15 protein-coding genes are annotated in these 19343 nt (G+C 67.5%); 8 read left to right on the forward strand and 7 right to left on the reverse strand.

Annotated elements, in window-relative coordinates; genetic code table 11:
* The first annotated feature begins 16 nt into the window (after positions 1-16).
* Positions 17-181 carry a hypothetical protein gene (locus IM784_RS04870; RefSeq protein ID WP_199554197.1) on the forward strand — a complete coding sequence of 55 codons (165 nt, stop codon included), beginning with the start codon at positions 17-19 and terminating at the stop codon, positions 179-181.
* A gap of 29 nt (positions 182-210) precedes the next feature.
* On the opposite strand, the gene IM784_RS04875 is transcribed toward IM784_RS04870, so the two are convergent.
* From IM784_RS04875 to IM784_RS04895, 5 genes are read right to left on the reverse strand one after another with little or no spacing between them, the layout of a single operon-like run.
* Positions 211-1059, reverse strand: coding sequence for a ChaN family lipoprotein (locus IM784_RS04875; protein ID WP_199554198.1), 849 nt, complete (start codon positions 1057-1059; stop codon positions 211-213).
* A 9-nt stretch (positions 1060-1068) separates the two neighbouring features.
* Positions 1069-1854, reverse strand: a complete 786-nt coding sequence (locus IM784_RS04880) for a heme ABC transporter ATP-binding protein (protein WP_199554199.1) — start codon at positions 1852-1854, stop codon at positions 1069-1071.
* Entirely contained in the window at positions 1851-2915 is a 1065-nt protein-coding gene (locus IM784_RS04885) for a FecCD family ABC transporter permease (RefSeq protein WP_199554200.1), read from the reverse strand. The genes IM784_RS04880 and IM784_RS04885 overlap by 4 nt, the downstream gene beginning before the upstream one ends.
* Before the next feature lie 2 nt (positions 2916-2917).
* Positions 2918-3736, reverse strand: coding sequence for a heme/hemin ABC transporter substrate-binding protein (locus tag IM784_RS04890; protein ID WP_199554201.1), 819 nt, complete (start codon positions 3734-3736; stop codon positions 2918-2920).
* The gene (locus tag IM784_RS04895; protein ID WP_199554202.1) at positions 3733-4779 is read right to left on the reverse strand and encodes a hemin-degrading factor; all 1047 of its coding nucleotides are present in this window, start codon (positions 4777-4779) and stop codon (positions 3733-3735) included. Before IM784_RS04895 ends, IM784_RS04890 begins: the two co-directional genes overlap by 4 nt.
* A 94-nt stretch (positions 4780-4873) precedes the next feature.
* Between IM784_RS04895 and IM784_RS04900 the strand changes: the two genes are divergently transcribed.
* Positions 4874-7165: a TonB-dependent hemoglobin/transferrin/lactoferrin family receptor gene (locus tag IM784_RS04900; protein ID WP_199554203.1), complete on the forward strand. Its 2292-nt coding sequence runs from the start codon at positions 4874-4876 to the stop codon at positions 7163-7165.
* Between the two features lie 104 nt (positions 7166-7269).
* On the opposite strand, the gene IM784_RS04905 is transcribed toward IM784_RS04900, so the two are convergent.
* Positions 7270-8616 (reverse strand): sensor histidine kinase, encoded by a 1347-nt coding sequence (locus tag IM784_RS04905; RefSeq protein ID WP_199554204.1) that lies wholly within the window; start codon positions 8614-8616, stop codon positions 7270-7272.
* Complete coding sequence (locus IM784_RS04910) at positions 8606-9988, reverse strand: sigma-54-dependent transcriptional regulator (RefSeq protein ID WP_199554205.1); 1383 nt, start codon at positions 9986-9988, stop codon at positions 8606-8608. Before IM784_RS04910 ends, IM784_RS04905 begins: the two co-directional genes overlap by 11 nt.
* A 184-nt stretch (positions 9989-10172) precedes the next feature.
* Here IM784_RS04910 and IM784_RS04915 point away from each other — a divergent pair, with 184 nt between their 5' ends.
* The 6 genes from IM784_RS04915 to IM784_RS04940 all read left to right on the forward strand — a co-directional run bounded on the left by IM784_RS04915 (position 10173) and on the right by IM784_RS04940 (position 19235).
* The gene (locus tag IM784_RS04915) at positions 10173-11501 is read left to right on the forward strand and encodes an efflux RND transporter periplasmic adaptor subunit (RefSeq protein ID WP_235976577.1); all 1329 of its coding nucleotides are present in this window, start codon (positions 10173-10175) and stop codon (positions 11499-11501) included.
* Positions 11501-12187 (forward strand): ABC transporter ATP-binding protein, encoded by a 687-nt coding sequence (locus IM784_RS04920; RefSeq protein WP_408015279.1) that lies wholly within the window; start codon positions 11501-11503, stop codon positions 12185-12187. The genes IM784_RS04915 and IM784_RS04920 overlap by 1 nt, the downstream gene beginning before the upstream one ends.
* A 17-nt stretch (positions 12188-12204) precedes the next feature.
* On the forward strand, positions 12205-14703 hold the full coding sequence (locus IM784_RS04925) for an ABC transporter permease (protein WP_199554206.1): 2499 nt from the start codon (positions 12205-12207) through the stop codon (positions 14701-14703).
* 211 nt (positions 14704-14914) lie between these two features.
* Positions 14915-17182: a TonB-dependent receptor gene (locus tag IM784_RS04930; protein WP_199554207.1), complete on the forward strand. Its 2268-nt coding sequence runs from the start codon at positions 14915-14917 to the stop codon at positions 17180-17182.
* Positions 17179-17757, forward strand: coding sequence for a hypothetical protein (locus IM784_RS04935; protein ID WP_199554208.1), 579 nt, complete (start codon positions 17179-17181; stop codon positions 17755-17757). Before IM784_RS04930 ends, IM784_RS04935 begins: the two co-directional genes overlap by 4 nt.
* Positions 17754-19235: a PepSY-associated TM helix domain-containing protein gene (locus IM784_RS04940; protein ID WP_199554209.1), complete on the forward strand. Its 1482-nt coding sequence runs from the start codon at positions 17754-17756 to the stop codon at positions 19233-19235. Before IM784_RS04935 ends, IM784_RS04940 begins: the two co-directional genes overlap by 4 nt.
* The last annotated feature ends 108 nt before the right edge of the window (positions 19236-19343 follow it).

The raw sequence follows: 19343 nt of genomic DNA on the forward strand, positions 1-19343 counted from the left end.
CGCCGGCACCTGCTCGGTGCCGGAGGAACTGCCGACCCTGTTCCCGCTGGTGCAGTCGGGGCGGCTGAAGCCGGAGAAATATATCAGCCACCGCCTGCCGCTGAGCCAGGGCACGGAAGCCTATGCCCTGTTCGACGCGCGCGACGCCGGCGCCCTGAAGATGGTGCTGACGCCTGATTGAGGGAGGGCGGACTTAAGCCGTCGACCCGGTCAGTCCGCGCCGAACAGCGCGTCGGCTGCTGCTGCCGGCGGGTCGCAGGGCGCCGCGGTGGGAACGGCGATCGCCGACCAGACATCGGCCTTGCGGATGGCGGCCAGCTGGTGCTCGGCGCCATTGCCGCCCTCTACATGGCCGCTGCCCATCAGCCCGATTGCGAGCGTGCCCGGCCGTTCCGCCAGGATTGCCGCCAGCCCCTCGGCGAAGGCGCGATCCCAGACGGTCTGCGCCGCGATGAAGTTGGCGACGGCCTGTGGCGTGGCTTCGCGGGCGTGCTGGCGGAAGACTTGCTCCAGGCTTTTCGCATAGGCGGCAGGCGGCGGCGCCGGTTGGCCGACAGGAGCCGCGCCGGCGGCGGCCGCCGCCGCATAGCCTTCCCTGCTCACCTGCCGCACGAAGGCGCGATCGATGTTGAGCGCCTTCAGCGGGATGGACTTCGCCCGCGCGAGTTCGAGGATCGGCCGATAGGATTCGAAGTCATGCCGCCACAGCTCGTCCCACTTGCTCTGCCGGCGGAAGCTGTCGATGTCGATCTTCCCGGCGTTGAAATCGTCGAGCACCGGCTGCATCGAGCGCGGCAGATATTCGATGCCGATCACCAGCGGGCGGCCGCCGGCGGCGAGCGCTGCGATGGTGTCGCGCTGCCACAGCTGCACCGCGGGAACGGCGTGGCGTTCACCCAGCAGCACCACGTCGGCCTTGCCGGCGGCGAGCAGGGCGTCGGCGCTTCTGAGCGGCATCGCCCGTGTGTCGAGCCATTGCCCGGCAGCGACGCAGTGCGCAGCGTTGGCGGGGGCGGCGGCGAGCGCGAGGGCTGCGAGCAGAAAGGTGGGTCTCAGCATGGAAGGACCTTATTCTGCGGCAAGCCGCAGCGGCAATGACGGCGGAGAGGGAAGGAGTTCGGCGGCCGCCGCCTCGTCGATGCCGTACAGCCGGGCGACCAGCGCCGGCGTCAGGATGGCGGGCGGTCCTTCGGCGACGAGCCTGCCATCGCCCAGCAGCAGCAACCTGTCGGCAAGGCGCGACGCCAGCGGCAGATCGTGCAGCGAGACGAGGATGGTCGCGCCCTCTGCGGCAGCCGCGCGGAGCAGCTGCGCCAGCGCGAACTGGTGGCGATAATCCAGCCCGCCGGTCGGTTCATCGAGCAGCAGCAGCGCCGGTCCGCCGGCAGCGCGCGCCTGCGTGAGGCAGCGGGCGATATGCACACGCTGCTGTTCGCCGCCGGACAATCGGGTGGCCGGGCGGTCGGCAAATTCCGCGAGGTCCATGTCGGCCATCGCGCGGGAGACCAGCGCCCGGCCTTCGGCGGATCTGGCGCCGATGCCGTGCGGGTGGAGGCCCATCGCCACCACCTCGGCGACCGGAAAATCGAAGGCGATCATCGCCCGCTGCGGCAGTACCGCGCGCTGCCGGGCGCGGGCCTGCAGCGGCAGGCTTTCCAGCGGCTGACCGTTCAGCTGCACCTGGCCGGAAGTCGGCGCGAGATCGCCGGCCAGGCAATCGATCAGCGTCGATTTGCCGGCCCCGTTCGGCCCGGCGAGCACGGTGACGGTGCCCGGCTGGAAGCGGAGCGAGAGGCCGGAAAGGATGGTGCGCGGCCCGCGTGCAAGGGTGAGGGCGGAGGTTTCGAGCTTCATGCGAGCTTCCTCCAGTTGGCGAGCAGCATCCAGATGAAGACCGGCGCGCCCACCAGCGCCATCACCACGCCGACGGGGACTTCGGCCGGGAGCGCCACGGTGCGGGCGACGAGATCGGCGGCGGACAGCGCCGTGGCGCCGGCCAGCGCCGAGACGGGCATCAGCAGCCGGTGGCCGGGGCCGACGGCCATGCGCATCATGTGCGGGATGATGAGGCCGACGAAGCCGATGATGCCGGATAGCGAGACCGAAGCGCCGACGGCGATGGCGGTAAGCAGGCCGAGCTTCAGGCGCAGCCGGTCGGTGTCTATGCCGAGGTGGCGGGCGGGGGCTTCGCCCAGCGCCAGCAGGTCGAGCGCGCGGTGGGTGCCGGCGAGTCCGAGCGAGGCGAGCGCGATCAGCAGCAGCGCCGGGGCCAGCACCGCCCATTCCGTCTGCGCGAACGAGCCGAGCATCCAGATGGCGAGCGCGCGCATCTGCGTATCGGTGGAGATATAGGTGGCAAGGCCGATCAGCGCTGCGCCGATGGCGTTGACGCCTATTCCGACGAGCAGCATCAGCACGGTTGCCTGCGGGCCGCCGCGTTTGCCGAGCGACAGGACGATGCCGATCGCGGCAAGCGCGCCGAGGAAGCTGAGCAGCGGCAGCAGGAAGGGGCGGAGCATGTCGATGCTGGCGAGCGGCGCCAGCCATGCCGCGCCGAAGACGAACCACACCGCGGCGCCCAGCGCCGCGCCGGTGGAAACGCCGAGCAGGCCGGGTTCGGCCAGCGGATTGCGGAACAGCGCCTGCAGCGCGCAGCCGGAGAGCGCCAGTGCAGCGCCAACTGCCAGCGACGCGAGGATGCGGGGCGCGCGGATCTCGCGCAGCACCATCACCGATCCGCCGTCGCCGTCCGCCAGCCCGAAAGCTGCAAGAAGGTCGGTGCCGCTGACCGGGACAGCCCCGAAGCGCAGGTTCGCCGCGATGCTGAGCACCAGCGCCACGCTGAGCCCGACGATCGCCAACGCCCCGCGGCTATGGCGGCTTGCAGCTGCCGGCGTTGCCGCCATGCTCGCCATCGTCAGCGCGCCGCGATCTGGCTGTTCAGCCTGGCGATGGCGTCGGGCAGGCGCGGGCCGAAGTTGAGGCCGGCGAGGCTGTCGACCACGAAGACGCGGTTCTTCTGCACGGCGGAGGTGCGGACGAGCGCCGGGTCGTTCCGGATGGCGTCCAGCCCGCCCAGCATGCCGACGACATGGCTGGGCACAAGGATGACGTCCGGGTTCGCGGCCAGCGCCGCTTCCGGGGAGAGCGGCTTGTAGCCGTCTGCCACGAAGGCGTTGCGCCCGCCGGACAGGCGGATCAGCGCGTCTCCCGCCGTGCCGGTTCCCGCAGCCAGTATGCGGCCGGGGGCATTGGCGAGGACGAGGATCATGCGCGGCCCGGCTTCCGGCTGGGTCTTTGGCAGGCGGGAGATTGTGGCGGCTGCGAGCTTTTCGCCTTCCTTTGGCAGCCCCAGAGCCGCGGCCACGGTGCGGATCTTGGCGGCGATGCCGGCCGCGCTCGGTTCATCGGGTACCGCCACCAGCTTTACCCCCGCACGCTCCACCTGCCGCAGCACAGCCTCGGGGCCGGCGCCCCTGGAGGCGAGGATCAGCGTCGGCCGGGTCGCCAGGATCGGCTCGGGCGCCAGTTGCCGCAGATAGCCGAGCTTCGGCAGCTTCGCCGTTTGCGCGGGATACATGGAGGTGTCGTCGACAGCGATGATCCTGTCGCCCTGCCCCAGGGCGAATACGATCTCGGTCACATCGCTGCCGAGCGTGACGATCCTGTCTTGCGCGTGCACCGCCGTTGCGGTGACGGCCAGAAGCAGCAGCCAGAGCCGTGAGAAGAGCTTCACAGCGACGGAATCTGGGCCGAAATCTGGGCCGGTATCGCCGCGACCAGCGCCTTCCAGCTTTCCAGCTCGGGCTTGCCGGGCTTTCGTTCGCCGAAGAACTGGCAGATCAGCTCGCCGGTATCGTCGAACAGCTCGATTGAGTGCACGGCGCTGTCGGTCTGCGGCTTCCAGACGGCATAGGCCGCGGCGATCTGGTCGGCCCGCAGGTGCAGGTTGAAGCCCGGGTCCAGCACGTTCAGCCAGGGCCCCATTTCCACCACCCGGTGGATCTGCCCGCTGTGGATCTGGATGCAGCCGCGGTTGCCGACGAAGCACATGATCGGCACCTCGGTGGACGCCGCTTCCTCCAGCAGCTGCTTCACCACGGCGGGGTCGATCCGCCGGGCGAACGGGTCGCCCACCAGCCGCATCGCCTGCTGCCGGCCGACGCCCTGCTTTTTCAGCAGCGCGAAGAAATCATGCACATCGGCAAGCTTCCACCAGCCGGCGCGCAGCGCCTCCACGTCGATCTCGGCGTCGGCCCTGTCGGCGGACTTGGGCGGATAGGCGACGATATGCAGCGGCCCGGAGGCGTCGGCGTCGGTGAAATCGGCCACCAGCTTGCCCCAGGCGTCCATGTTGGTGACGGGGCGGGCGAAGATCTTGTGGATGGCGATCCCGGCCTTGTCGAAGAACTGGATGCTGTGGCGGACGCCGCCCTTTTCCAGTGGCGTTTCCACCGCGAAGGCAAAGGCCCAGTGCGTCATGAACAGCCTGAGGTCGATGTCGTGGTTCAGCACCAGCCCCATCGCCGGTCCGATATCCAGATGATCGTAGGCGCCGTCCTTTTCGTGGACGCAGCTGGGGTTGCGGGTGAGCGCCATCACCACGCCCAGCTCGGGCACGCGCTTCAGGATGTCTGCGGCAGGCAGCTTCAGCCGCGTTACCTTCGCGGCATCCTGGTGCAGCAGCCATTCGGCTTCGGAAATGCCCAGCGCTGCGGCCTGATCTACGGCGCGCGCGGGGGCAGCGGGGCGGGTCTTCTCGACTGAACTGGTTTCCATGCTCTCTCTTTAGGTCCAATTGAGAGTCACTTGCAATATCAATCTACACGCGGCAATGCTGATGCGAGTCATTTGCGATAAAGGAAGAAGTTGCATGCGTGAGTCCAGGGGTCGAGCAGTTTTCGGTGTGTCGGTTGCCCGTATTGCCCGTATGCGGATGGGCCTGCTGGCGGCGCTCGCCGTCGCCCACCCGGCGCTCGCCGGCAATGCTGATGCCGGGGCCGATGCCGGGGCCGACGCAGCCGCCGTCGAAGCCGACATGAAGGCCATCACCGTCACCGCCACCCGCACGCCGCTGACGCTGCTGGAGGCGCCCGCCACCGTCACCGTCTTCGACGCGGACGCCATCGCCGACCAGATGGTCTCCGATATCCGCGATCTCGTCCGTTTCGAGCCCGGTGTCAGCGTCCGCCGCGCCCCCAGCCGCTTCGGCATGGCGCAGGGCTCCAGCGGCCGCGACGGCAACGCCGGCTTCAACATCCGCGGGCTGGAGGGCAACCGCGTGCTGATCCAGGTGGATGGCGTCCGCGTGCCCGACGGCTTCGAGTTCGGCGCGCAGGCAGCCGGTCGGGGCGACTATGTCGATCTGGGCCTGGTGAAATCGGTGGAAATCCTGCGCGGCCCCGGCTCCTCGCTCTATGGCAGCGACGGTCTGGCGGGTGTCGTCAGCTTCCTCACCGCCAACCCCGAAGACCTCCTCAGCGAAGGCCGCAACATCGGCCTGCTGGGTCGCGTCGGCTATGACAGCGCCGACGACCAGTGGAGCGGCACGGCGGCCGTTGCCGGCAAGGTCGGCGGCTTCTCGGCGCTTGCCGCCGCCACCATCCGCCGTGGCCACGAGCTGGACAATCAGGGCACCAACGACGCGCCAAACTCCACCCGCACGGCGCCGAACCCGCAGGATACCAGCAGCAATTCCTATCTCGGCAAGATCGCCTATGACTTTGGCAGCGGCCACCAGATCCGCCTCACCGGCGAACATCTGGAGGACAAGACCGACACCAATGTGCTCAGCGGCATCGCCCCGGTGGCGTCTCTGCCCACCAGCGTCATCGGCCTCACCGCGCACGACAGGATCAGCCGCGACCGCGTCAGCCTCGACTGGCGCTACCGGGCCCCGGGCGACGGCCTCGTTGAGAGCGCGATGCTGACCGGATACTGGCAGCAGGGCAAAAACTACCAATCGGCCTTTGAGGATCGGAAAAGCGCCGCCGATCGCAGCCGCATCAACAGCTTCGACAACGAGGTCTGGGGCCTCGCCGGCGATGTGGCGCTGGGCTTCACCACCGGCAGCCTCGGCCACCGGCTGGTGGCCGGCGGCGATTTCTCGAAGACGGTGCAATCGGGCGTCCGCGACGGCACCGTGCCGACGCCGCCGGAAACCTTTCCGACGGCCGCCTTTCCGAAGACCGACTTCACCCTTGTCGGGCTGTTCGTGGGCGACGAGATCCGCCTTGCCGACGACCGGCTGATCCTGTTCCCCGGGCTGCGCTTTGATCATTATGCGCTGAACCCCGAGGAAGACCCGCTGATCCCCAGCTTCAGTGGTGCTGACTCTTCCGGCTCGCGCCTGTCGCCGCGACTGGGGGCTACCTACAGGCTGTCCGACGGCTTCAGCCTCGTCGGCAACTATACCAGCGGCTTCAAGGCGCCGGCGCCATCCCAGGTGAACCAGTTCTTCGAAAATCTCACCTCGCCCTTCTTCGCCTACAGGACGATCCAGAACCCCGACCTGAAACCGGAAACCAGCCAGAGCTTCGAGGGCGGCTTCCGCGTCGACAGCGGCCCGGTATCCGGCTCGGTCACCGCCTTTACCGGCCGCTATCGCAACTTCATCAGCCAGGAGCAGGTCGGCGGCACCGGCACCGTCGCGAACCCGATCGTCTTCCAGTATATCAACCTCGCACGCGTCAACATCCATGGCGCCGAGGCTCGTTTCCAGGTGATGCCGATCGAAGGCTTTACCATCGACGGTTCGGTGGCCTGGGCCGAGGGCACCTCTGATCGGGACGGTGTGAAGACGCCGCTCCTCACCATCGATCCGCTGAAGTTCGTTGCCGGTCTTGGCTATCGCGATCCGGGCAACCGATTTGGCGGGCAGCTGATGGCGACGGTGGGAAGCCGCAAGGAATCCAGCCAGACGACGGGGCTATGCACCCCGTCCTGCCTGCGGCCGGGTGGCTATACGGTGCTGGATGCAACGGCCTTCTTGAAGCTGGGCGAGATGTTCACGCTGCGCGCCGGGCTCTTCAACATCCTCGACGCGACCTACACCGAATGGGCCGACATCCGGGGCATCGCCGACACGGCGGCGAACCGCGCCGTGGCCGATGCATGGACGCAGCCGGGCCGCAACTTCAGCGTCTCGCTGAGCGCGCGTTTCTGAAGCGTCCTGGCCGGGCGCTCCGCCGAGCGCCCGGCATGGCGCGACAGGCGCCGCCAGCCGGTCGGAGCGGCCATTGCCGGCAGCATCCTAACCAGGTCAGGCGTTCAGGGCAGGATGATGCGAAACAGCGCACCCCCCTCGGGCGCCTTCTCGACGGCGATGCTGCCGCCGTGCGCCGTCGTCACCTGCCGCACGAAGCTGAGCCCGACGCCGTGCCCCTCGGCGCGGGTGGTGTAGAAGGGGAGGAAAATATCCTCGCGGCGTTCCGGCGGGATGCCGGGGCCGTTGTCGGCGACTTCCAGCAGCACCGCCCCGGTGGCAGAGCGGGCGGCATGGAACCGCACCAGCGGTTCCGGCCCGGCGCCTGCCGCCGCGGCGGCATTGCGCAGGATATTGAGCGAGAGCTGCGCCAGCAGTTGCGGGTCGCCGTCTATCTGCAGGCCGTCGGCGATCTCGCGCACCAGCCGAACCCCGGCGCTTGTCGGATCGGCGACAAAGATGCGCAGGATCTCGTCCGCCCAGGGCGCCGCCTCGAAGCTGCGGCGGTGGACGACGGGCGCAGAGGCAAAGCTGCGGTAGCTTTCCACGAAGCGGTGCATGCCCTCGGCCCGGCGGGCGACGGTGTCGATCGCGGTGCGTGCCTCGGCCAGTTCCGGATCGCCGCCCAGTGGCGAGGCGGCGAGCAGGTCCGCCGCCGTACGGGCAAGCGAGGTGACCGGCGTCAGCGAGTTCATGATCTCGTGCGTCAGCACCCGCACCAGATCGCCCTGTGCCGCCATTTCGGCGCTGCCCAGCATGTTCTGCACCGGCAGCAGCGAGACGATCCGCACATCCTCGCCCATCCGCTCGACGCGGGCGGATTCCAGGATCGTGCGCTGGCCGGTGCCGTCCATCGCCATGCGGGTCAGCCGGCGCCCGGCGGCCGGCTGCGCCAGCGCCGACACGAACTCGCTGCCAAAGACGGCGAAATCCTGTAGTCGATTGCCGCCGATGGCGCCGAACTGTCGCCGCGCGGCCTTGTTCAGCAGCCGCACCCGGTCGCCGTCGTGGATGGTGAGAAGCGCGATCGGCGCATCGTCGACGATGGCGCCCAGGAATCGCGCCTCGTCCGCTGCCTCCATCCGCCGTTTGCCGAGGTCGATTATGGCGCCGTCCAGCGCCTCCCCCAGCCGGTCGAAGCCGACCCCCTTTCCCAGCCCGAAGCGCTGGGCGAAATCGTCGTAGCGGACGGCGTCTATGAAGCGCGCAACAGCGCGGTTGGTGCGGCCCAGCTGATACCAGAGCGCCCAGATCGCGAAAGCAGCGCCGATCCCCAGCACGATCCGCACCGCAGGCATCCCCGGCTGGCGGAACGACAGCAGGAACAGCAACGGCAGCACAATCGCCAGCGCCAGCCGCAGCGCCAGCCCCCATTCCGCGCGGCGGGCAAGGCTGGGGAGGCTAAAGCCCATGCTTCTCCATCCGGCGATAGACAGCCGCGCGGGTCAGCCCCAGCTCGTTGGCGGCAAGGGTGATATTGTAGCCGTGCTTGCGCAGCGCCCGCTCCACCATCTGCCGCTCGGCGCGCTCCAGATTCAGGTCCTCGCTGCCCGCCGGCATCTGCATCTGCAGCCGCTCGCTGCGGGGCATCGGGAAATCCTCCAGCTGATAGGCATCGCCCTGCGCCAGGATCACCGCCCGCTCGCAGGCGTGGCGGAGCGCCCGGATATTGCCGGGCCAGTCATAGTCGCCCAGCGCCTTTGCCAGCGGCGCCGAAAGCGCCCGCCGGGGGGCGCCATAGCGGCGTTCGTAGAGATGCAGGAAATGCGTCAGCAGCAGCGGGATGTCCTCGCGCCGGTCGCGCAGCGGCGGCAGCTCGATCTCCACGGTGTTCAGCCGGAACAGCAGATCCTGCCGGAAGCGCGCCGGATCGTTCAGGCTCTCGTGCGGCAGGTTGGTGGCGGCGATCACGCGGATGTCCAGCGGGGCGGGCGTGTTCGAACCGAGCGGCGTCACCTCGCGCCGCTCCAGCGCGGTCAGCAGCTTCGGCTGCAGCGTCAGCGGCAGGTTGCCGATCTCGTCGAGAAACACGGTGCCGCCCTTGCCGGCCGCCAGCCGCCCGGTGCGGTCGGATCGCGCATCCGTGAAGGCGCCCTTCACATGGCCGAACAGCTCCGATTCAAACAGCGTCTCGCTGACCGAACCGAGATCGACCGACACCATCACCTGCCCGGCCCGGCGCGAGCGGCGATGCAGTTCGCGCGCCACCAACTCCTTGCCGGTGCCGTTCTCGCCCAGGATCAGCACATTGGCGTCGGTGGGCGCAGCGCGCTCGATCAGCGATCGCACATGATCCATCGCCCGCGAATTGCCCAGCATCGGCGCTTCGCCCGCGGGCGTTGTCAGCTCCACCGCCCGCTCGCGTTCCTGCCGGGCGCTGCGCCGCGATTGGCGGAGTGCGGCGGCCGAGGAAGCGGTCGCGAACAGGCGCTCGTTGGTCCAGGGCTTGGCAACGAAATCGGTGGCGCCGCCCTTGATCGCGTCGACCGCGATTCCGATCCCGGCGTGGGCGGTAATGATGACGACGGCGGCCTCCGGATCGTGCGCCAGGATCCGCGCCAGCCAGCTGAACCCCTCGCGCCCGTCGGTGGCGCCGCGGGCGAAATTCAGGTCCAGCAGGATGAGGTCGGGCGAGGAGGTCGCCAGCAGTTGCATCAGCGCTTCCGGGTGGCTCAGCGTCACCACCTCGCGGAAGGCCTGGCGGATGGCGAACCTTGCCGCCAGCGCAATGTCCGCGTCGTCGTCGACGATGACCGCCTGCCCGAACATCTTCTCCTGCGGCATTGCCATCCTTCCGCGCTGTTTCTGGCGGCTCGCCGCATCGGGCGCAATCCTGCAAAGTTCGTGCCGGCCCGGAACCTGGCACGCTTCCTGCTGTGAACACCGGTATGACCAGCAATCCCCTTGCAGCCGGCCCGATGCCTGTCCGCTATCGGACAGTCACTGTCCGTTTTCGGACAGTGACGCAATGACTGTCCTCAACCTGCAGACCCCGGAACAGAAGGATGCGCCGGTCGCCGGCGCAGCGATGGACCGCGTGATCGTGCGCAAGCGGATCGACAGGCGTGTGCTGGCCGCAGGCGCGGCGCTGGCCGTGCTGATGCTGGTCCTCATCTGGTGGCAGTTCGCGCCGCGCGCCGGATCGCAGACCATCACCGCCGAACGCACCACCATTTCCACCGTGAAGACGGGCGTGTTCGAGGATTTCCTGCCGCTTCGCGCACAGGTGAAGCCGCTGGTCACTGTCTATCTGGATGCCGTCGAGGGCGGCCGCGTCGACGAGTTGCTGGTGGAGGATGGCGCCACCGTCGAGAAGGGGCAGCTGCTCGCCAGGCTTTCCAATGCCGAGCTGCAGCTTTCCACGCTGGCCCGGCAGACCGAAGTCGAGCAGCAGCTGAACAACATGCGCAGCCAGGAATTCGCGCTGGAGCAGAGCCGCCTGGCCAACCGCCGCTCCATCATCGAGGCGCAGCTGGATGTGGCAAAGGCAAAACGCCAGTATGATGTGCAGGCGCCGCTGGCTGAGCGCGGCTTCGTCGCCGGCAAGGCGTTCCGCGATACCGAGGATAATTTCGCCGCCCAGAAATCCCGCCTGCAGGTTCTGGAACAGGGCGCGAAGACCGAGGAAAAGCTGCAATCCAGCCAGCTGGCGCAGCTCCGCGCGGCCGCCGCCTCGCTGCAGTCCAGCCTCGCCATTGCGCGCGGCAGCCTCGATTCCCTCAACCTGCGCGCGCCCGTTTCGGGCCGGCTGTCCGCCTTCTCCATCGAGATCGGCCAATCCATGCAGAAGGGCGCCCGGCTGGGGCAGATCGACAGCCCGGGCCGCAACAAGCTGGTCGCCGGGATCGACGAATATTATCTCGGCCGCATCGAGCCGGGGCAGAAGGCGACGCTGGAGGTGGCGGGCAGGATCCACCCGCTGAAGGTCTCGCGCATCATGCCGCAGGTGACCAACGGCCAGTTCCAGATCGACCTGGTGTTCGAGGGCGCGGAACCGGAAGGCCTGCAGCGCGGCCAGACGCTGCAAGCCAAGCTGGTGCTGGGCGATCCGGCGCCGGCGCGCCTCATCCCCAACGGCAGTTTCTATACGGAGACGGGCGGCAACTGGGTGTTCGTGGTGTCACCCGATGGCCGCACCGCCGAACGCCGCGACGTGCGCCTTGGCCGCCGCAACGCCGATTTCATCGAAGTGCTCGACGGGCTGGATCCGGGCGAGCGCGTCATCACCTCGCCCTACACGGGCTTCGCAGACAAGACCCGGCTTCAACTGGAAGCCGCTTCGGAAGGGACCAACTGATGTCGCTGCTTACCATGAACGACTTGTCGAAAAGCTATCGCACCGAGACGCTGGAAACCGCCGCGCTGGACGGTGTGAGCCTGGAGATCGGCGAGGGCGAGTTTGTCGCCATCATGGGGCCGTCCGGCTGCGGCAAATCCACCCTGCTGAACGTGATGGGGATGCTCGACGGCCCGACCGGTGGTTCCTACCGCTTTGCCGGGCAGGAAGTGGCGGGCCTGCGTGAATCGCAGCTGGCCGAAACCCGCAAGAAGTACATCGGCTTCATCTTCCAGAGCTTCAACCTGGTCGACGAGCTGACCGTGCGCGAGAATGTCGAACTGGCGCTCCTCTATCACAATATCCCCGCCGCCGAGCGCAAGGCGCGGGTGGAGAAGGTGCTGGACAAGGTCGGTATCGCCCATCGCGCCGGCCACCGTCCGGCGCAGCTTTCCGGCGGCCAGCAGCAGCGGGTGGCCGTGGCGCGGGCGCTGGTGGCCGAGCCGAAGCTGATCCTGGCCGACGAACCCACCGGCAACCTCGATACCGCCCACGGCGAGGAAGTGATGCGGATGCTCCGCCAGCTGAACGTGGAGGGCTCGACCATCGTCATGGTCACCCACTCGCCCTCGCACGCCGATTATGCCGGCCGCGTCATCAACATGCTCGACGGCCGCATCGTGGTCGAGCGTCGCCGCGCAGCCTGATCGAAGGAACACTTCCCATGTGGCGCAACTATCTCACCGTCGGCCTCCGCTCGCTGGCGAAGAACCGTCTCTACAGCTTCATCAATATCCTTGGCCTCGCCATCGGCCTTGCCGCCTGCCTGATGATCCTGCTCTTCGTGCGCTATGAGCTGAGCTATGACCGCTGGCTGCCGGACAGCGACCGCATCTATCAGCTGCAGAGCTGGTACAAATCGAGCGAGACGGGCGAGGAAGACAAGCTGCAGATGACGCCGTTCATCTCCGGCAAGCGCGTCGCCAAGGATTTCCCGCAGGTGGAACGCGAAGCGTTCGTGATGCAGGGCGAACCGGTGTTCCTGAAGGACGGCGAGGCGCTGTCCACCAAGGACTATCTCTACGCTGACGCCAACCTGCTGCGGCTGATGCCGCTGCCCATGTTGAAGGGCAATGTCGCCGGCCTGGACCAGCCGGGGAATGTCGTCCTTTCCGAAACGGAGGCGATGCGCCGCTTTGGCACCACCGATGTCGTCGGCAAGACGATCAGCCTGATCGCCAAGGGCATCACCTGGGATTTCCATGTGGTGGGCGTGATGAAGGACCTGCCCAAGAACAGCAGCCTGAGGGCGAACGCCATCATGACCATCGACATCCGCCGCTGGATGGCGCTGGAGCAGGAAGCGCTGGAATGCTGGGGCTGCCAGTTCGGATTCTCGTTCCTGAAACTGAAGCCCGGATCGGACGTCGGCGCGATGCGCCTTGCCATGCCGGCGTGGGAAAAGCGCAACATCCCCGACGAGGATTTCGGTGGCACCCGCTTCAACCAGGGCGACGACCAGAACTGGATCTTCGCCAACCTGCGCGACGTCCACACCGGCGAAGCACAATCCGCCTCGATCACACCGAGCAACGACCGCAAGACGATCGCCACCTTTGCCGTGGTGGCTTTGCTGATCCTGGGGATGGCAATCGTCAACTTCACCAACCTCTCCACCTCGCGCGCCAGCCAGCGCGCCCGCGAAGTGGCGCTGCGCAAGGTGCTGGGCGCCAACCGCCGCCAGCTGATCCTGCAGTTTCTCGGCGAATCGCTGCTGGTGACGGCCATTTCGATGCTGCTGGCGCTGGCGCTGGTCGAGCTGCTGATGCCGCCGTTTGCGGCGTTCCTCGATGCCGACCTGAAGGTGACATATTTCGGCGAAGGCGGCATCGCGCCGGCGATCCTGTTGCTGGTGCCGCTGGTGGGCCTGCTGGGCGGCCTTTACCCGGCCTTCTTCCTGTCGCGCTTCCAGCCGGCGCATGTGCTGAAGGCCAATAAGTCGGCGGCGGAAACGCCCGGTTCGGGGCATCTGCGCAGCGCGCTGGTGATCGGCCAGTTCGCCGTCTCCATCGGCCTCATCATCTGCACCGCCATCATCTACATGCAGACCGTCTATGCCCGCAGCGTCGACCCCGGCTACCAGCGCGGCAATATCCTGCAGGTCGATGATCTTGGCCGCTACCAGCTGCACGACAAGGGCCGGCTGATCGCCGACACCATGCGCCGCATCGAAGGGGTGGAGGCTGTCGGCCGCACCGGCATCGGCGTCGCAACCGACAACAACAGCAACACCGGCTTCCTGGTGCCCGGCAAGGCGGAGCCGGTGAGCATCGGCCAGTACAGCGTCGACGCCGGCTTCAAGGACGCCATGGGGCTGAAGCTGCTCGCCGGCCGCTGGTTCGAGGATGGCCGGCTGATGGACGATTCCTCGCTGCCGTTCCCCAACAGCGACGAGGCCGAGCGGGCGCTGGCGGCGCGCGGCACCAACATCGTCATCAACGAACTGGCGGCCCGACGGCTGGGCTTTGCCAATCCCGGCGACGCCATCGGCAAGACCTTCCGCGCCGGCTATGTTTCCAACGAAAACGGCAGCGTTCCGGCGACCATCATCGGCGTCGTGCAGGATGCGCGCTTCCGATCGGTGCGGACGCCGCTGCAGCCGATGTCGTTCCGCATGACCGAGGAAGGGCAGGGGCAGCTGATCGTCCGCTACAAGGGCGACCCTACAGCCGTCCGAGGCCGGGTGGAGCAGGCGTGGAAATCGATCGTCCGCGACGTGCCGTTCAGGGCCGAGTTCAGCGAGGACATCATCCAGGAGCTGTACAAGGCCGAGGACGCGCGTGCGAAAACCTTCGCGGCGTTCGCGCTGCTGTCGGTGATCGTCGGCTGCCTCGGGCTGTTCGGCCTCGCCTCGTTCACGGCAGAGCGGCGCACCAAGGAGATCGGCATCCGCAAGGTGCTGGGCGCGCGAACCCGCGACATCGTGCAGCTCTTGATCTGGCAGTTCTCGAAGCCGGTGGTGATCGCCAATCTGATCGCCTGGCCGGTCGCCTGGTGGCTGATGCGCGATTGGCTGAACGGCTTCGACGCGCGGATCGACCTTGGCTTCGGGCCGTTCCTGATCGCTGGCTTCGCGGCGTTGGGGATCGCGGCCGCCACCGTCGCCGGCCATGCCTTCCGGGTGGCGCGCGCCAACCCGATCCACGCGCTGAGATACGAATAACCGGATGTGAACAGGCCGCGTCCGCCCCCCGGACGCGGCCCTGCGGCAGGTGCCGGCGAAAGCCGGCGCCTGCCGACAGCAGGTTCGGCGTAGACGCAACGTGAAGCCTCGCGTAGCCAGCGGCCGCGGGTGTTTTCCGTTCAGCTAACGCTAATGCGTTTGACTTGCATTATAGGTGCCAATAAGGCCGACTCCATCAAAAGGAGTCGACATGCGCGTCCTGTTTCAATCTGCCTCGATCATTGCCTTCAGCCTGATTTCCGTTGCCGCGCAGGCCGATGAGGTCGCCCCTGCGGAGTCTGCCGCCGAAGATATCGTGGTCACGGGCGAAAAGGTCGCGCGCGGCCTGCAGGAAACGACGGCTTCGGTCGGCGTCGTCACGTCAAAGCGTCTTGAAGAGGAAGTGATCGAATCGCTTTCCGACGTGTTCCAGCGCACGGTCAATGTGTCCGAAACCTATGGCAGCTCGGGCTTCACGATCCGCGGCATCGCCAACCGCGGGGTTTCGGGCGGCGGCGACGCGCCCACCGCTACCATCTTCGTCGATGGCGCGCCGCTGGTGCAGGAGGTGATCGGCAACGGCCCCACCGACATGTGGGACGTGACGCAGGTGGAAATCTTCCGCGGGCCGCAATCCACCATCCAGGGCCTGAACGCGCTGGCCGGCGCCATCCACATCCGCACCCAGGACCCGACGATGGACTGGAGCGGCAAGGCCCGCGCCATCGTCTCCAGCTTCAACACCCGCAACTTCGCCATCGCCGGCGGCGGCCCGATCGTCGCCGACGAACTCGCTTTCCGCGTCTCGGCGGAAAAGCGCGATTCCGACGGCGAGGTATGGAACCCGACACGCGAGGTCAACGATGCTCCGGTCGACACCATCCAGCTGCGCGGCAAGCTGCTGTGGACGCCGTCCGCACTGCCCGGCTTCGAGGCGCGTGCCGGCTGGTCCCATTTCGAGGGCGATACCGGCTATAGCTGGACCTATGTCGACACCACGGTCGACGACTTTTTCAACAACCGCCAGAACCCGTCGGATTCGCCGAACACCTCGCACACCAACACCGATCAGGGCGTGCTCGATCTGCGGCAGGATCTGGGGAGCGGCTTCAGCCTGACCTCGCTTACAACCTATACCACGGCCGAAACGCTGCGCGCCTACGACGGCGACCAGACCCCGCAGCCGCTGGCGTTCGGCTACAATTTCTCCGACAGCAAGACCTTCACCCAGGAACTCCGCCTCAATTACGAGAGCGAGAAGCTGAGCGGGCTCGTCGGCCTCTATTACTACAACCGCGACCAGAAGTCCGGCTCGGCCAGCCAGTCGCTGGTGCCGACGCCGGGCAGCACCATCACCGGCCTGCTGCTCTCCAGCGGCCTCGATCTGGCGACTGCCACCTATATCTCGTCGATGTATGTCGCAGCACTCCCGGTGATCCCGGTGGACTACAGCTCGGATGCCTCCAGCAAGGTCGAGACCTTCGCCATCTTCGCCGACGGCCGTTACCATTTCAACGACCGGCTCTCGCTGCTGGCCGGCTTCCGCTATGACCGGGAAACGAACCGCTTCGGCGTCGACCAGGTGGCGACCTTTGTCGGCACCTATCCGAACCCGGCCGATTTCGGCCCCTTCGGCCCGGCGATCGCCGCGATCAACTCCGGGGTTGCGGGCTTCGTGGCGCAGGCATCGGGCAGCACCGCGCCCACCAACCGCACCTTCAACGCCTTCCTGCCGAAGATCGGCCTCAACATGGACTGGACGGACGATCTCTCGACTGCCTTCGTCATCCAGCGCGGCTATCGATCGGGCGGCAGCAGCATGAACACCGCGCGCTCGCAGTCCTTTGCCTATGATCCGGAATATACCTGGAACTACGAACTGTCGTTGCGCTCGCAGTGGCTGGATGGGGCGCTGACGGTCAACGCCAACGCCTATTATGTCGATTGGAAGGACCAGCAGACGACGGTCAACTTCGGCCTCAACCTTTACGACTATCACACCGTCAACGCCGGCACCTCGCACCTCTATGGCTTCGAGATCGAGGCGGCGCATCGCGTCTCCGAGGCGTTCGACTGGTATCTTGGTCTCGGCCACAACCGGACCAGGTTCGACGATTTCCAGACCGATGTCGGCACCGTGACCGACCTTTCCGGCATGGAATTCCCCTATGCGCCGCACTGGACGCTGTCGGCCGGCGCCAACGCCCGCTTCCTCGATGGCTTCAGTGCCAACCTCAACGCCAACTACCGCAGCTCGGTCTATACCGACGTTTCGGTGCCACAGTCCGATACCAGGGTCGGCGCCCGCACCGTCGTCAACACGCGGGTCGGCTATCAGGCGAAACACTGGTCGGCCTCGCTGTTCGTGAACAACCTCTTCGACGAGCAGTATATGCAATATTACACCGGCTATTACGGCGGTTCGGCGGCGCTCGGCGCCTCCCGCACCATCGGTGTCGTTCTGGAAGCCGGGTTTTGAGCGACACAGCCTTCCCTGGCTGGCTGCTGCTGATCCTGGCGGGCGGGCTGACGGGGGCGTGGATGCTGCGCCGCTCGTGGAACCTGCGGCAGGGCAGCACCGGCTGGCGCCTTGGCGGCTGGGCATTGCTGACTGCAACCCTCGTCTGGCCGGCCTTCATCCTGGGTCCGGCGAAGGGTCCGTTCCTGGCGCTGGCCCTGATCCCGGTGGCGGCGCTTGCGCTGGTCGCGGCCAGCCATGAGCTGCGTGCAGCGAAATCCCCGAAAGCGGCGCGCGAAAGTCTTGCGCCGGAGCCTGCAGACCGGCCGACGACGCGCTGGCGCACGACCCTGCGCTGGCTGCTGGCAGGGCCGATCGGCATGGTGGCTGCCATGGGTGTCGGCATCTGCTATGCCGTCTGGGTGCCCGGCGAGGCGCAGACGCGCCTGCTGATCGGCGGGCTGATCGTGCCGGTGGTGTGGGGGGCGTGCATGGCCTGGACCCTGGCAGACAGCCGCATCGTCCGCGCCACCGCGGTGCTGCTCGGCACCGCCCTTGTCGGTTTCGGCCTCTCCATCCTGAAGGGCTTTGCATGAACGCGCCCACTTCCAGCCGCAGCTGGACGCCGTCGCCCGATTTCGTCCGCGCCGTGCTGAAGGGGCACAGCGGGCTGGGCCTTGCCTTTGCCGCGGCCATCTATCTCGTCTGCCTCACGGGCACGCTGGCGGTGTTTGCCAATGAATTCCACCGCTGGGAAAACCCTGGCGCGCCGCGCATGGCGTCGGTTTCCGATGCCGCCGTACAGACCGCCTATCAGGCGGCGATGCGGCAGGCGGGCGACGGGGTGGAGCATGTCTATATCACCATTCCCAGCCCGCAGCTTCCCTGGCTGATGGTCACCGCCGACAAGGGCGGCGAGCTCAGCGCCTTCCTCGCGACGGAGAATGGCGAGCTGGCAGGTCCGGCCGCAGACAGCTGGACCGAGTTCCTCACCCGTCTGCACGTCAACCTGCACCTGCCGCGCACCATCGGCCTGTTCATCGTCGGGCTGACCGGGGTGGCGCTGCTCTCCTCGCTGATCTCCGGCATCCTCGCCCATCCGCGCATCTTCCGGGACGCCTTCCACCTGCGGCTCGGCGGATCGCGCCGGCTGCAGGAGGCGGACCTGCACAACCGGATCGGCGTCTGGGCGCTGCCCTTCCATGTCATCGTCTCGCTCACCGGCGCGCTGCTCGGCCTGCAACTGCTGATCGTCGGCGTCCTCGGTCTCGCCCTGTTCAAGGGCGACACCGACAAGGTCTATGACCTGTTTTTGCCGCCGCATCCGGTAGACGACGCCCGCCCGGCGCCTGCACTCGATCTCGGGCCGATGTTCGCCCAGATCCGCAGCAAGGTTCCCGACGGCCGCGTCTCCTATGTCTTCATCGAGCATCCAACGGAGATGGGCGGCGCGGCGCTGTTCAACGTCGACGCCCGGCCCGATCGGCTGTCAGCCGTGGATGCCTACACCTTCGATCGCACGGGCAAGCTCTATTATGCGAAGACCGTGGACGACACCAACCTCGGCGAGCGCATCCTCGGCGCGCTGGGCCCGCTGCATTTCGGCACCTTCGGCGGCGGCCTTCTGAAGATCGTCTATGGCATCCTCGGCCTTGGCCTTTCCTATCTGGCGGTCGGCGGCGTTCTGATCTGGCTCGCCCGCCGGCGCGACAAGGGTCGCCCGGCGCCTGGTTGGGAGAAGGTCTGGACGGCGGTAACCTGGGGCCAGCCGCTGGCGCTGGCGGCGGCCGCCCTTGCCGCCGTCGTCGCCCCTGCCGTCACCGTTTCCGTGCTGATCGGCATCTGGGGCGGGCTCACCATCGCCACCGTTGCAGGGGCACGCGCCTTTGATCGGCTGACCCTCTCCCGCCTGGGCCGCGGCCTTACCGGCGGGCTGCTGGTGCTGACGGCGATCCTCCACATCGCGCTCCATGGCAGCGGCGATCCCATGGCGCTGGTTGTCAACGCCGTGCTGCTCGCCACCGGCCTCGGCCTTGTCGCCCCTGTCTGGAAGGGCATGCGGCAGCCGGCCTGAGGTTCAGGCCGGGTTGCATCTTATCCCTCACATAGACCTGCCCGCCATAAAGTGGCGCCTTGGCAGACACAAGATCGCCTTGCGGCCGGCCCCCCAAGTTAAGACGGG

The organism is Sandaracinobacteroides hominis, from assembly GCF_016464365.1.
In the GTDB taxonomy this organism is placed as follows: domain Bacteria; phylum Pseudomonadota; class Alphaproteobacteria; order Sphingomonadales; family Sphingomonadaceae; genus Sandaracinobacteroides; species Sandaracinobacteroides hominis.